Origin of the sequence: Actinoplanes sichuanensis (genome assembly GCF_033097365.1) — a bacterium.
GTDB classification, from domain to species: domain Bacteria; phylum Actinomycetota; class Actinomycetes; order Mycobacteriales; family Micromonosporaceae; genus Actinoplanes; species Actinoplanes sichuanensis.
In genome coordinates this window covers 9,059,418-9,072,626 of record NZ_AP028461.1, presented here as the reverse complement: position 1 = coordinate 9,072,626, position 13,209 = coordinate 9,059,418, and the positions used below count along the sequence as shown (strand labels likewise).

Here is a 13,209-nt window from a genome sequence, read left to right as displayed (position 1 = left end):
TGCTCTCCCGGCCCTCGTCTGCGGCGTTCAGGGATGGGTGCCGGAGGCTGCCACTCGGTGCAGTCGATCATGCCTGCTCCAGGTCCTTCTGCATGATGTGCGCGTTGAGCTCGGCCAGCTCCGGTTGGCCACCGAGCCAGTCGGCGATCTCCCGGATCGCGAGCGGCGCGTCACCGAAGTGGTCGACGATCGCCTCGATCAGCTGCCAGTCGTCCTCGGTGTCCAGGGTGAGCCGCAGGTACGACATGTCCGGCTGCACGGTCAGGCCGATCAGGTCGAAGTCCCCGGGGTGGGTGTAGATGTACGACGTCACGTGGGTGCGGTGGTGGTCGTACGCCAGCTTGTCGATCTCCTTGAGCACCGACGCCCGGACCACCTCGACGTCCAGGCCGCGCGGCAGGGTCCGCATGATCGACGTGGTCAGGTAGTCGACGTCGGCCGCCGCGAACACCCGGTAGGCCCGGGCGACCAGCCGGGGGTCGAGCAGCGGGCAGTCGGCGGTGAACCGGAGCACGTCGTCGACGGTCCGGGTCTCCAGCACGCCGAGGAACCGGGTGAGCACGTCGTCGACCGGGCCGCGGTAGCAGTCCACCCCGATCGCCGCACACTCCGCCTCGACCGCGTCGTCGTCGGCCAGGACCGTGGTCGCCACGACCAGGTCGTCGACGACCCCGCTGGCCCGGGCGGCCCGGACCACCCGGTCGAGGACGGAGCGTCCGCCCAGGTCGCGCAGCACTTTGCCGGGCAGCCGGGTGGAGCCCATCCGGGCCTGAATGATGCCGAGGGTGCTCATGATCGTCCTTTTCGGATGCGATTGCGGGCGGCGCGGGCCAGGACGAGCCCGGCCTTGGCGGCGCGATAGCCGAGGTTGCCGCTGAACGCGGCGATCTGTGTCTTGGCGCGGCCCAGTTCGGCCTCGCGCTTGGCCAGCTCGATCTCGAAGAACCGGCAGCGGTCCTCGGCGTCGGCGAGCCGTTCGCGGAGCGCGCTGAGCTGGGCCTCCTGCTCGCGCCGGCCGGGTGGTCCGGCGCTGCCCGACGGTTCCGGGACGGTGTCGAGTCCGGCCGCTCCGGCGAGCACGGCGATCATCCGGGCCACATCGGTGACGCCCGGCCACGGGTGGTGGTAGCCGCCGTCGAGGAGCGTGTGCGCGAACCGGGCCAGCGCGTCCGGCTGATCCGGTACGGCCGGGTCCAGCCGGACATACCGGTCGCCGTCCACCAGCACGTTGCCGGCGCCGGCCATCGGCAGTTCGGTCATCCAGCCGGTGAGCAGCCGGCGCAGCACCGGCAGGTCGTGCCCGAGCGCCGCGGTGAGCAACCGTTCCTCCAGCAGCCGCCCACCCGGAAGCGACCCGCCGACCACCTCGGTCACGGTGCCGGACGGGCCGGCGATCAGCGCGGGTGGCAGAGAGACGGCGGTCTGACCCGGGCGGGTGGACCGCTGGGCGACGACCAGCCAGGCCGGGGCCAGTTCGGCGCCGATTCCGCGGCGTACGGCCGCGGCGGCCAGCCGGCGTGGATCAGTGAGGACGGGTCGGCCCGGGTAGCCGGCGGAGACCGCCGCCGCGGCCAGGGCGGCGAGCGCATCGAGTGGCCCGTCGGCCAGCGCTTCCGGGGTGATCAGCAGTGATGGGCTCTGCGGGAACGGCCAGGCGGCGGCCAGGGCGGTGACCGGCAGACCCTCGGCGGCGAGCGCGGCGGCCAACCGGTCCGGGCGGCCGGGTGTGTCACTCAACTCGCCGAGGGTGTGCCAGGCGTCCGCGCTACGGGACGAGGCCGGATCGCCGGGGTCGACGAGCCGGTGCACACCCAGCTCGTTCTCGACGGTGAGCAGCAGAGTGCCGCCGGGGCGCAGGGCACGGGCCAGGACGCGTACCGATTCGGCCCAGTCGAGCGGGGTGTCCTCGGGGGAGCAGAGCCGGCCGACGCCGTCGAGGGCGATCACCACGTCGTACCGGTCGGCGTCGGTGAGCTTGGACAGGGTGCCGCAGAGCACCGGGACATCGGGGATCGCGGCGGCGTCCGGCTGGGACCGGACCAGGCAGGTCACGTCCCGGCGGCCGGCCAGCGCGCCGATCAGCGCGGGGTCGTGTGGGCCGGCGACCAGCACCCGGATTCCAGTGGGCAGGCGGTCCAGCAGGTGCCGCAGGAGGAGGCCGCCGACCGGTGGGTGCTCCTCGGCGTACTCCGGCATCTCGCCGCCGATCATCCGGATCATGCGGCCCATCCCAGGATCGCGCGCAGTTCGGCCGGCGAGGCCAGGTAGCCGTCACCCAGCTCGGCGAGCACGATCGCCCGGGCGGTCTCCGGATCGGGTGCCGCGCCGTGCAGCTCGGACCACTCCCGCCGGATCCGGTCAGCCGTGGGAGTGTCCTCTTCGTCCAGGTGCATCGGGTCGCCGTACACCGCGGGCTCGCAACCGGCCGCGACGCCGTAGAAGATCGCGGTGCTCAGCCGATTGGATGCCACCCGCCGGTGTCGCCGCAGTTCGGCGAGCTGGCCGCGGAGGAAGTTCGCGTCGGTCCGCATCCGCATGTACCCGCGGTAGCCGTGGCAGACGACTCGCCCGGCCCGTTCGTAGAGTGCCCGGATCCGGTTGTCCTCGAACTCGTTCCAGTACAGGCAGAACGTGATCGGGCCGCTCTCGTTCGCGGTGATCTCGTCGATCAGCCGGTGGTGGTCACCGCTGACCTTCTGTCCCTCCCACCCGTGGAACGGGTACCAGATCGTCCCCTCCCGGGTGCCCGTCGAGGCACCGTCCGGTTCGGAGCGCAGCAGGTAGAGGAAGGGGGCGCCGATCACGGTGGCCAGCGGACGGTTCATCGACCAGGCACGGCGGCGGGTCCGTTCGGACCACACGAAGATCGTGCTGCCCGGGGCGTACGGTGTGCCGCCGCCCAGCCCGTCGACCACGTTCCACCCGTGCTGGAGGTATCCGTCGATGCGCGGCGGACTGGCCGGGTCCAGTCCGCAGTACCCGGCCAGCACGTGCGCGTGCCCGTAGAAGTGGTTCCCGTGGTGCACCCGCTAGCTCCCGAGAATCCCGCGCAGTGTGTCGACGACGCGGTCCTGGTCGGAGTCGCTCAGGTCGTAGAAGAGGGGCAGGGACAGTTCCTCGGCGTAGAAGGCCTCGGCGACCGGGCACATGCCACGGCGGTATCCGAGGTCCTCGAAGACCGGGTGCCAGTAGACCGGGATGTAGTTGACCTGCACTCCGATCCCGGCGGCGCGCAGCCTGTCGTACACCTCGCGTCGGCGGCCGTCGAGTACTCGTACCGGATAGAGGTGTCGGATCGGGTCCACGTCGGGACGCCGCGCCGGAAGGCGCAGGCCGGGAACATCGGCGAGAAGCTCGTCGTAGCGTGCCGTCAGCCGCGCGCGCCTAGCCTTGAAGTCGCCGAGCCGGCGCAGTTGAGCCGAGCCCAGCGCGCACAGCACGTCCGGCAGCCGGTAGTTGAGGCCGAACTCCTGCACCTCGTAGTACCAGCCGCCCTCGTCGGTACGACGCAGGCGTTCCGGGTCGCGCACCGATCCGACGGTTCGGAAGTCCCGCAGCCGCTCGATCAGCTCCGGCCGGGTGGAGACGACCGCCCCGCCCTCGCCCGTGGTGAGGTTCTTGGTCGGGAAGAACGAGAACGTGGTGAGATCGGCGAGGGTGCCGACCGGGCGCCCGCGGTAGGTGGATCCGATCGAGTGTGCCGCGTCGCCGACCAGGATCGCTCCGGCGCTGTCGGTGATCTTCCGCAGCCGGTCGTAGTCGGCCGGCACACCGGCGTAGTCGACCGCCGTGATCACCTTCGTGCGGGTGGTCACCACGGCGTCGACCGCGGCCGGGTCGAGGTTGGCGGTGTCCTCCTCGATGTCCGCGAAGATCACCTCGGCGCCGAGCATGGCCGCGCCCGATGCGGTGGCCACGAACGTCATCGGCGTGGTGATCACCTCGTCGCCGCGTCCGACACCGGCCGCCGCGTACGCCGCGTGCAGCGCCGTGGTCCCGTTGGTGACGGTGACCGCGGGCGCCCCGGCGACCGCCTCGATGTCGGCCTCGAACCGCGCGACCCGGGGCCCGGTGGTGAGCCAGTCACTGCCCAGCGCCGCGACGACCGCCTCCACATCGGCGGCGTCGATCGACTGTCGTCCGTAGGGCAGCATCAGTCCTCCGCGAGGAGGTCGCGCATCTCGTCGACCGAGAGCCACAGGTCGTTGTTGTCCGAGCGGTAGTTGAAGCCGTCCGGAACCTCCTCGCCGCCGAGCGGGGTCTCGTAACCCCAGCTCGCGACGACCGGCTGGACCACGTAGCGGTCTTTGAACCGCAGCGTGCGGCGGCTGTCGTCGGCGGCGATCATCTCCTCGTGCAGTTTCTCGCCGGGGCGCATGCCCATCTCGTGGGTGCCGGCACCGGGCGCGACCGCCTCGACCAGATCCATGATCCGCATGCTCGGGATCCGCGGGACGTACAGTTCGCCGCCCTGCATCACGTCGAACGAGTCGACGACGAACTTGACCGCCTGGTCCAGGGTGATCCAGAACCGGGTCATCCGCTTGTCGGTGATCGGCAGGCTCTTGCCCTCCTCCGCGAGCTTGCGGAAGAACGGGACGACCGAGCCGCGGGAGCCCATCACGTTGCCGTAGCGGACCACGGCCAGCCGGGTCGGGTGGGTGGCCGCGTAGTGGTTGCCGGCGATCACGATCTTGTCGGCGGCGAGCTTGGTCGCGCCGTACAGGTTGATCGGGCTGGACGCCTTGTCGGTGGAGAGCGCGACGACCTTCTTGACCCCGTGGTTGATGGCCGCGTCGATCACGTTCTGGGTGCCGTTGATGTTCGTCGCGACGAATTCCGACGGGTTGTACTCGGCGGTGTCGACCTGCTTGAGGGCGGCCGCGTGCACCACGTAGTCGATGCCGTGCATGGCCCGGTCGAGACGCTTCTCGTCCCGGATGTCGCCGATGAAGAAGCGCAGACGCGGGTCGTCGCCGAACATCTGGCGGACCTCGTACTGCTTCAGCTCGTCACGGGAGAACACCACGATGCGGGACGGGTCGAGGTGAGTCAGCGCGTACTTCAGGAAAGCCTTGCCGAAGGAACCGGTCGAGCCGGTGACAAGGATCGAGGAGCCGGCGAGTTCAGACACGAGATTCTCCGGGGGTTCAGGGGGTTACGAGGCGGAAGCATAACCAGCCCGGAAGGCATTTCCAGAAGCGCGAAAAAATGCTGTGTGCAGTTCATTCTCAGTTCAACCGCGATTGGTCGAGATGACCGGGAAGCTGCGGGATCGTTGGCCTCCTCTGAACACCGCACCCTGGAGTAATACTGTGACTGAGCTGCAGAGACTACGCGAGGCGTTCCGTGCCGCCCTCGATCTTCCGGCGGACCAGCCCGTGGACGACCTGCGCTACCAGGACAACGAGAAGTGGGATTCCCTCGCCCACATGTCGCTTGTCGCGGCGATTGAAGATGAATTCTCGGTAATGATTGATACCGACGACGTCATCAATATGTCCAGCTTTACCGAGGCCGTGCGAATCCTCGGTAAATACGGAGTGGACGTCAAGTGAGCGTCGCCCTGGTCACCGGGGCGTCCCGCGGAATCGGCCGGGCGGTCGCGTCCCGCCTCGCCGAACAGGGCCACCATCTGGTGCTGCACGGCCACGACCCGGAGCGGATCGCCGCGACGGCCGGGGAGATCGCCGGCAAGTTCGGCGTCACCGTCGTGCACGCCGCGGGTGACATCGCCGACCCGGCCACCAGCAAGGCCCTGGCCCGGCTCGCCTTCGACACCTTCAAGCGGCTCGACGCACTGGTGGTCAACGCCGGCACGCACGCGGCCGGGATGCTCGGCATGACTCCGGACGCCACTGTCGAGCGGCTGTTCGCGGTCAACGCGGCGGGTGCGGCGTACACCCTGCAGAACGCGGTCCGGTTGCTCGCTCGCGGACAGCGCCCGGCGGTGGTCCTGACCGCCTCGATCACCGGCGACCAGGGTGTCGCCGGGCAGGCCGTCTACGCCGCCTCCAAGGCCGCGGTGGCCGGGCTGGCCAGGTCCGCGGCCAAGGAGTTGGGCCCGCGCGGCATCCGGGTCAACGCGGTCGCACCGGGCTTCATCGCCACCGACATGCTCGACACCCTGGACGAGGCGGGCCGCGCCGACCGGATCGCGCACACCGCGCTCGGCCGTCTCGGCGAGGCCGACGAGGTCGCCGACGTGATCGTCTTCCTCCTCTCCGAGCAGGCCCGATTCGTCACCGGCCAGATCATCGGGGTCGACGGGGGACTGACGCTGTGAACCTGCTCCACCCCTCCGCGCGGGTCGTCGACGCGGCCACCGGCGCGATCCTCACGCCGGAACTGATCGACGCGGCCGCCGCCGAGATCGCCGAGCAGCCGATCGTCTTCCTGCCGATGACGACCACGGTGGAGGCGGTGGCCCGCTATCTCGCGGCGCTGCGCCTCGCGAAGCCGGTCCTGCTGCTCGACCCGGATCTCGACCACACCGCGCTGATCGCCCGCTACACCACCGACGACGTGCACCCCGACCTGGCGCTGCTGCTCACCACCAGCGGTTCCACCGGTGATCCCAAACTGGTCCGGCTGTCCCGGGCGGCGGTGCTCGCCAACGCCGGGCAGGTGGCCGACAGCCTAGGCGTCACCGGCGAGGATGTGGCGATCACCACACTGCCGCTCTTCTACTCGTACGGGCTGTCGGTGCTGCACTCGCACCTGCTCCGCGGGGCGACCGTGGTGCTGGAACGTACCGGGATCATGCAGAAGGACTTCTGGGCCGCGATCGACGAGCACCGGGTCACCTCGCTGGCGTTCGTGCCGTCGCAGTACGAGATGTTGCGGCGACTCCGCTTCGACCCGGCCCGGTACCCGTCCGTGCGTACCCTCACGCAGGCCGGCGGCCGGTTGCGGACCGACCTCGTCACCGATTTCGCCGCCCGGATGGACGCCGTCGGCGGCCGGATGTTCGTGATGTACGGGCAGACCGAGGCCGGTCCGCGGATGGCCTGCCTGCCACCCGAGCGACTGGGCGACAAGCTCGGTTCGGCCGGCCGAGCGATGCCCGGTGGCGCCTTCACCATCGAAGACGACGAGGTCGTCTATAAAGGACCAAACGTCATGATGGGGTACGCCGAGACGGCCGCCGATCTGAGCCGAGGCGACGACCTCGCCGGCGTGCTGCGCACGGGTGACCTGGGCCACCTCGACGAGGACGGGTTCCTCTTCATCACCGGCCGGCTCAAACGGATGGCCAAGGTGTTCGGCGTCCGGATCAACCTGGACGACGTGGAGCGGCACTTCCCGGTCGCGGCCGTGGCCGGTGACGACAAACTGCACGTCTTCACCCTGGACGGCGACGTCCGTGCGCTGCGCAGCAAGATCGCGGAATGGCTCGGCACCCACTTCACCGGGGTCGACGTACGGACGATCTCGTCCCTGCCGCTGCTGCCCAATGGCAAGACCGACTATCGGGCGCTGGAGGCGTCGTTGTGAGTGTCTTCTCGCTGTCCCAAGCTGATCGAGAGAAGCGGCTGCTTCCTCAGCTGGTGGATCTCGTATCGCATCATCGTCGGCATTGTGTGCGTTATGACCGGATTCTTACCGCGGCTGGCGTTGGCTCCTTTTCGGACATCTCCGCATTACCGTGGTTGCCGGTTCGGCTCTTCAAGACGCTCGAGCTCAAGAGCATCCCGGACGACGAGGTCTTCAAGGTCCTGACGTCGAGCGGCACGACGGGTGAGGTGAGTCGGATTTATCTGGACAAAGCCGCGGCAGCCACCCAGACCCGGCAACTGGGCGCCACCCTGCAGACCGTGCTCGGCCCCCAACGCCTGCCGATGCTGATCGTCGACACCAAGTCGATCCTCAAGGACCGCCGTTCGTTCAGCGCCCGCGGCGCCGGCGTGCTCGGCATGGCCACCTTCGGCCGCGATCACATGTGGGCGCTCGACGAAGACGTCGACGGTCTTCGCAGCTTCCTGGTGAAACACGGCGACCAGCCGTTCCTGATCTTCGGGTTCACCTACCTGGTCTGGTTGCACCTCTACGAGATCGCCCGCGAGCACGGCCTGGACCTGGGCAACGGCATCCTGATCCACTCCGGCGGCTGGAAGAAACTGGTCGACCAGGCCGTCTCGCCGGAGGAGTTCCGCAACCGGCTGGCGGCCGTCGGCCTCACCCGGATTCACAACTTCTACGGCATGGTCGAGCAGATCGGAACGATCTTCCTCGAGGGCCCGACGGGTGGGTCGCTGTACTGCCCGGACTTCGCGGACGTCGTGGTTCGCGATCCGGAGACCTGGGCCGAACTACCACCCGGAAAACCCGGCCTCCTCGAGGTGGTGAGCACCCTGCCCACCTCGTACCCGGGTCACGTACTGCTCACCGAGGATCTCGGCGTCGTGCACGGTGTCGACGACGGGGACTGGCCCGGCAAGCGCTTCTCGGTGCTCGGCCGGCTGCCCCGGGCCGAGGCGCGTGGATGTTCGGACACGTATCGGAGTGCCGCATGAGGTTCCGCTTCGGTGTGGAGGGCGATCTGACCGCCCCGTCGGAGGACCGACTCACCGTCGGCGACCCGCGGATGGCCGACTTCCTCGCCAGACTGGCCCGCAGACTGCTCGCCCCCGCGGTCGCCCGGCGCCACCCGGAACTCGGGTCGCTCGGCTACTTCCTGCGGCCGGCCGAGCTCAAACGCTCGGTGGAGCGGATGACCGCCCGGCGGGACGCGCTGGTCTTCCCCAGAGGCAACGTCTTCCATCTGCCACCGGCCAACGTGGACACCATCTTCGTCTACTCGTGGGCGATCTCGGCGCTCGCCGGCAACCACAACGTGGTCCGGATCTCGTCACGGTCGGCCGGGGCGGCCGAGGTGATCCTGGACGCCCTCAACGAGACCGAAGCGGACCCGGTGATCGGGCAGACCCAGCGGATGGTCACCTACGGCCACGACGACGCGATCACCGCCGAGCTCAGCAGGTGGTGTGACCTGCGGGTGATCTGGGGTGGTGATCACGCGGTCGACACCATCCGCAAGCAGCCGCTGAGGCCGTCGGCCCGGGATCTGACCTTCCCCGACCGTACGTCGTGGGCCGTCCTGTCGGTGCCCGGCTGGCGTGCCGCCGACCCGGCCGCGCGCCGCAACGCGGTGGTCGGGTTCGCCAACGACGCGTACTGGTTCGACCAGGCCGCCTGCTCCTCGCCGCGGACCGTGTTCCTGGTCGGCGGCGGTGCGGACAGCGGCGAGGTCCGGGCCGAGTTCCTCGACCTGCTGCTCGACGTGGTCGACCAGCGCGGTTGGGTCGTCGACCCGGCGATGGCGGTGGAGAAGCGGGTCAACGCGTACGGGCTGGCCGCCACCGGAGCCGCCACGGCGCTGGACTTCCCGGACAACCGGATCACCGCGGTGACCCTGGCCGGCACCGGGCAGGCACCCCGGCGCTGGATCGGTGCCGGTGCGTTCCCGTTCGCCGAGGTGGACTCCCTGCTCGACCTGGTGCCGGCGATGAACCGGCAGGATCAGACGGTCAGCCACTTCGGGTTCACCCCGGCCGAGCTGCGCGCCTTCGCGGTGGAGCTGGGCGGCCGCGGGGTGGATCGGATCGTGCCGTTCGGCTCGGCGCTCACGTTCGGCGCCGTCTGGGACGGCTACGACCTGCCGAGCGAGTTCACCAGGCTGACCACGCTGCAGGCGTGAAGAAGGGCCCCGGCCGACCGGCCGGGGCCCTTCTCTCAGCTCCGGCGCCAGACCGCTATGTGGGCCTCTTCGCTCGCCTTGAGCAGGGTGAAACCGTGCTCGGCACCGTCCCAATGCATCTTCTCGCCCGGGTGGTAGCGGCCGATCATGACCTCGATGCCCGGCGGCGGCACGTCGTCCTCACCGACCGGCTTGAACTCGCTCCAGTACACGTCGTGGTAGAAGACGTAGTACGCCTCGTTGCTGATCCGTCTGGTGTAGGAGATCGTGTCCTCCGGCCCGACACCGAGTTCACCCAGGTCGATCGGCATGGTGAAGCGCCGGCCGATCGGCTCGACGAGCCGATCCCGCATCACCGCCATGGTCGCCAGGTTCGCCACCACGACGACGGCCATCACCGGGATGACCAGGCGGCGCACCCGGGTGGCGGCCAGAAGGACGGCCAGCGCGACCAGACCGATGGCGGTGGCGACATACGGCCGGAACTGCGACCAACCGGCGGTCATCGTCATCAGATCCGGGCCGCCGAACATGCCGTACGACAGCTGGTGGCCCCGCTCGGCGACGTAGCGCAGCCGGTAGGCGATCACCAGCCCGCCGACGACCAGGATCAGCACCGGGAGCACGGCGTACCGGGCCGGCGCACGCAGCCGCTGATCGGCCAGAACGGCGAAGCCGAAGAGGATCCAGAACGGGACGAACACCTGCACGTAGCGGGAGTAGAGCGCATCCGACTGGGTGTCCACCAGCCCGGCCAACACCACCGCCGCGCCGAGGCCGACGCCGACGGTGCTGAACAGCGCCAGCCCCGCGGTCCAGCGGAACGCCGCGTCGCGCGCCGGCCGGACCATCTCGATCGTGGTCACCACCCAGGCCAGTCCGGCCAGCCCGCCGGTGACCACGCACATGTACCAGACGTTGGTGCCGAACGAGGCGACGAAGACCTGGAGGCGCTGGATCTCGGTGAACACCGCCATGGTGCCGCCGCCGACGATGTCACCGCGCAGGTGCACGCGGTCGCCGATCAGCATGATGACCACCTGGTTCAGGATCACCGCGAACATCAGCGGGACCAGTGACAGGCCCGCGCCGGACCGCCCCACCCGCTTGCGGATCAGCATGAACGCCAGGAAGGCGAAGTAGACGATCACCAGGATCGTGCCGCGGATGTGCACCAGGTAGAGCACGCCGGTGAGCACGCCCACGCTGATCGCCGGCGCTTTGCGGTCCGGTGCGCCGACCCACCGGTGGACCGCCAGGAACCAGCCGAGCATGAGGGGCGCCATCACCGAGTCGGTCATGCCGACCAGCGACCAGAAGACACCGGCCGGCACGGTCGCGGCGACGAACGCGGCTGCCAGCGCAACCCGGGTGTTCAGCCCGAACATCCGGCGGCCCAGCAGATAGGCCAGCGGCAGCGTGAGCGCGCTGATCGCCGCGTTGATGACGTGCACGATCTTGTACGAGGTCGCGAAGTCCAGCCCGAACAGGAACGCGGGCGAGACGAGCAGCGGGTACCCGATCCGGCGGAACAGCGGCGTCTCCGAGCTGAACCCCTCGGGCCCACCGGCGATGGCCCGCGCCGCGTTCATGTAACTGTCCTCATCGGCGTGCGCGATGGGGTGGGTGATCGGGGCGCCGAGCCAGAGCCGCCACAGCACTCCCGCCAGCCAGCCCAGGGCGAGGATCGCGATGATGATCCGTCCGCGGTCGGTTCTCCCGGCGGTCGTCTCGGGCGGTGAATAGGGCAAGACCTCTGTCGGCATGGGCGTCGCTTTTCTTCCCTACTGGGGCGCCGGATGCCGGCGGCCGGCGGACAATCGGCGAAACGGTAGCAGCAACCGGAGATCATCGACGTCTCGATTTCCCGCATGACGCTCATCGACATTCTCTGGACATGTCATGTCCACATGGCACTCGCCGACTGCACACCGGCGGGCCGCATTCATCCCTGACTCTCGACCCCGCACCGAACGGGACTTCAGGGGAATCCGATGAGGCTTGTCTTCGTGACCGCGACAACCGGGCTGATCATGCTGGTTGTCATCATCGAGCTGCTGCGGCGGCGGCAACTGCGGGAGAAGTACGGCGCGTTGTGGCTGCTGGTGGCCATTGCCGTGCTCCCGCTGGCGTTCGTACCGACGCTGCTGGACGGGTTCACCTCGGTCCTCGGCATCGCGTCCGGCCTGAGTCTGTTCCTGTTTCTGAGCGTCGTCTTCCTGTTTCTCGTGGCCGTACACCTCTCCTGGGAGAGCAGCCGTCTGGAGGAGGAGACGCGCAGTCTCTCCGAGGAGATCGCGCTTCTCCGGGCGGATGTCGCCGAATTGCAGGAATCGCGGGAGAGAGTGACCACGCCGTGATGGCGACCGATGAGCGACTGCTGACCATCCTGCCCGCCTGGAATGAGGCGGAATCGATCGACGCGGTGATCAAAGAAATTCACCGGGAATTTCCCGGCACCGACATCCTGGTGGTCGACGACTGCTCGCGGGACGCCACCGCGTCGGTGGCCCGGTCGGCCGGCGCGAAGGTGGTGCGGCTGCCCTACAACCTCGGTGTGGGCGGGGCGCGCCGGCTCGGCTACCGCTACGCCGTCGAGCACGGATACGACATCGCCGTGCAGATGGACGCCGACGGACAGCACGATCCGCGGTACATCCGGGACATGGTGGCGGCACTGGCCGACGCGGACCTGGTGATCGGCGCCCGGTTCGCGGGTGAGGGCGAGTACCGGGTCCGCGGCCCGCGGCAGTGGGCGATGAAGCTGCTGTCGATGGCGCTGTCGTCGATCGCCGGCACCCGGCTCACCGACACCACGTCCGGGTTCCGGGCCTGCCGGGGCGAGCTGATCTCCTTCTACTCGACCAACTTCCCGGTCGAGTACCTCGGCGACACGGTCGACACGATCGTCCAGGCCAAGCGGTCCGGATACGTGATCAAGCAGATTCCGGTGTCGATGCGCCCGCGCCAGGGCGGCACACCGAGCGCCTCACCGGCGAAGGCGATGGTCTACCTGTTCCGTTCCGGCCTGGCGCTGCTGCTCGCCCTGGTCCGCCGGTGACCGCCGGCGCGCTCAGGTTGTACCGGAGCAGCGGTTTCCGGTTCCTGCTGGTAGGTGGCGCCAGCGTGGTGGTGGACGCCGGCCTGCTCTACCTGCTGCACGGTCTGGCCGGCCTACGCCTGGAGCCGGCCACCGCGCTGGCTTTCCTCGCCGGTTTTGTGGTCAACTTCGCCCTCAACCGGCAGTGGGCCTTCTCCTCGACCGGTCGGCTGCGTCGCCAACTGGTCGCCTATCTCGCGCTGGTGGGCGCAAACCTGCTGTTCACCGTCCTACTGATGCGGGCGCTCACGACACTGGGCGTGATGTACCTGGTGGCCAAGGTGTTCACCACGGCCGTGCTGTCGACGGTCAACTACTTCGCGTCCCGGAAGTGGATCTTCGTCTGACGGGGGTCGGGTTATCCCTACCATCGGTCCGGCAGTCCACCGGATCGTCCGGCTGGGCGCGG

General features: G+C 69.2%; 14 protein-coding genes. 8 read left to right on the top strand and 6 right to left on the bottom strand.

The window, feature by feature from the left end; translation table 11 throughout:
* Positions 1 to 67: 67 nt before the first annotated feature.
* From Q0Z83_RS41675 to pseB, 5 genes are read right to left on the bottom strand one after another with little or no spacing between them, the layout of a single operon-like run.
* The gene (locus tag Q0Z83_RS41675; RefSeq protein WP_317797261.1) at positions 68 to 796 is read right to left on the bottom strand and encodes a glycosyltransferase family protein; all 729 of its coding nucleotides are present in this window, start codon (positions 794 to 796) and stop codon (positions 68 to 70) included.
* A complete protein-coding gene (locus Q0Z83_RS41670; protein ID WP_317788939.1) occupies positions 790 to 2,220 on the bottom strand; it encodes a methyltransferase domain-containing protein in 1,431 nt (476 codons plus the stop codon). Before Q0Z83_RS41670 ends, Q0Z83_RS41675 begins: the two co-directional genes overlap by 7 nt.
* Positions 2,217 to 3,026, bottom strand: coding sequence for a hypothetical protein (locus Q0Z83_RS41665; RefSeq protein ID WP_317788937.1), 810 nt, complete (start codon positions 3,024 to 3,026; stop codon positions 2,217 to 2,219). The genes Q0Z83_RS41670 and Q0Z83_RS41665 overlap by 4 nt, the downstream gene beginning before the upstream one ends.
* Before the next feature lie 3 nt (positions 3,027 to 3,029).
* Entirely contained in the window at positions 3,030 to 4,154 is a 1,125-nt protein-coding gene (locus tag Q0Z83_RS41660; RefSeq protein WP_317788936.1) for a DegT/DnrJ/EryC1/StrS family aminotransferase, read from the bottom strand.
* Positions 4,154 to 5,134: a UDP-N-acetylglucosamine 4,6-dehydratase (inverting) gene (gene pseB / locus Q0Z83_RS41655; RefSeq protein ID WP_317788935.1), complete on the bottom strand. Its 981-nt coding sequence runs from the start codon at positions 5,132 to 5,134 to the stop codon at positions 4,154 to 4,156. The genes Q0Z83_RS41660 and pseB overlap by 1 nt, the downstream gene beginning before the upstream one ends.
* A 181-nt stretch (positions 5,135 to 5,315) precedes the next feature.
* Here pseB and Q0Z83_RS41650 point away from each other — a divergent pair, with 181 nt between their 5' ends.
* The 5 genes from Q0Z83_RS41650 to Q0Z83_RS41630 are packed head-to-tail and all read left to right on the top strand — an operon-like array spanning position 5,316 to position 9,700.
* On the top strand, positions 5,316 to 5,558 hold the full coding sequence (locus tag Q0Z83_RS41650; RefSeq protein ID WP_317788934.1) for an acyl carrier protein: 243 nt from the start codon (positions 5,316 to 5,318) through the stop codon (positions 5,556 to 5,558).
* Positions 5,555 to 6,286, top strand: coding sequence for an SDR family NAD(P)-dependent oxidoreductase (locus Q0Z83_RS41645; RefSeq protein WP_317788933.1), 732 nt, complete (start codon positions 5,555 to 5,557; stop codon positions 6,284 to 6,286). Before Q0Z83_RS41650 ends, Q0Z83_RS41645 begins: the two co-directional genes overlap by 4 nt.
* Positions 6,283 to 7,497, top strand: a complete 1,215-nt coding sequence (locus Q0Z83_RS41640) for an AMP-binding protein (protein WP_317788932.1) — start codon at positions 6,283 to 6,285, stop codon at positions 7,495 to 7,497. The genes Q0Z83_RS41645 and Q0Z83_RS41640 overlap by 4 nt, the downstream gene beginning before the upstream one ends.
* Positions 7,494 to 8,516, top strand: a complete 1,023-nt coding sequence (locus Q0Z83_RS41635) for a LuxE/PaaK family acyltransferase (protein WP_317788931.1) — start codon at positions 7,494 to 7,496, stop codon at positions 8,514 to 8,516. The genes Q0Z83_RS41640 and Q0Z83_RS41635 overlap by 4 nt, the downstream gene beginning before the upstream one ends.
* A complete protein-coding gene (locus Q0Z83_RS41630; RefSeq protein ID WP_317788929.1) occupies positions 8,513 to 9,700 on the top strand; it encodes an acyl-CoA reductase in 1,188 nt (395 codons plus the stop codon). The genes Q0Z83_RS41635 and Q0Z83_RS41630 overlap by 4 nt, the downstream gene beginning before the upstream one ends.
* A gap of 35 nt (positions 9,701 to 9,735) precedes the next feature.
* Here the strand turns inward: Q0Z83_RS41630 and Q0Z83_RS41625 are convergent, their stop codons facing one another.
* Positions 9,736 to 11,466, bottom strand: coding sequence for a fimbrial protein (locus tag Q0Z83_RS41625; protein WP_317788927.1), 1,731 nt, complete (start codon positions 11,464 to 11,466; stop codon positions 9,736 to 9,738).
* A gap of 243 nt (positions 11,467 to 11,709) precedes the next feature.
* Between Q0Z83_RS41625 and Q0Z83_RS41620 the strand changes: the two genes are divergently transcribed.
* From Q0Z83_RS41620 to Q0Z83_RS41610, 3 genes are read left to right on the top strand one after another with little or no spacing between them, the layout of a single operon-like run.
* Complete coding sequence (locus Q0Z83_RS41620) at positions 11,710 to 12,060, top strand: DUF2304 domain-containing protein (protein WP_317788926.1); 351 nt, start codon at positions 11,710 to 11,712, stop codon at positions 12,058 to 12,060.
* Positions 12,060 to 12,761 (top strand): glycosyltransferase family 2 protein, encoded by a 702-nt coding sequence (locus Q0Z83_RS41615; RefSeq protein WP_317788925.1) that lies wholly within the window; start codon positions 12,060 to 12,062, stop codon positions 12,759 to 12,761. The genes Q0Z83_RS41620 and Q0Z83_RS41615 overlap by 1 nt, the downstream gene beginning before the upstream one ends.
* Positions 12,758 to 13,147 (top strand): GtrA family protein, encoded by a 390-nt coding sequence (locus Q0Z83_RS41610; protein ID WP_317788924.1) that lies wholly within the window; start codon positions 12,758 to 12,760, stop codon positions 13,145 to 13,147. The genes Q0Z83_RS41615 and Q0Z83_RS41610 overlap by 4 nt, the downstream gene beginning before the upstream one ends.
* The last annotated feature ends 62 nt before the right edge of the window (positions 13,148 to 13,209 follow it).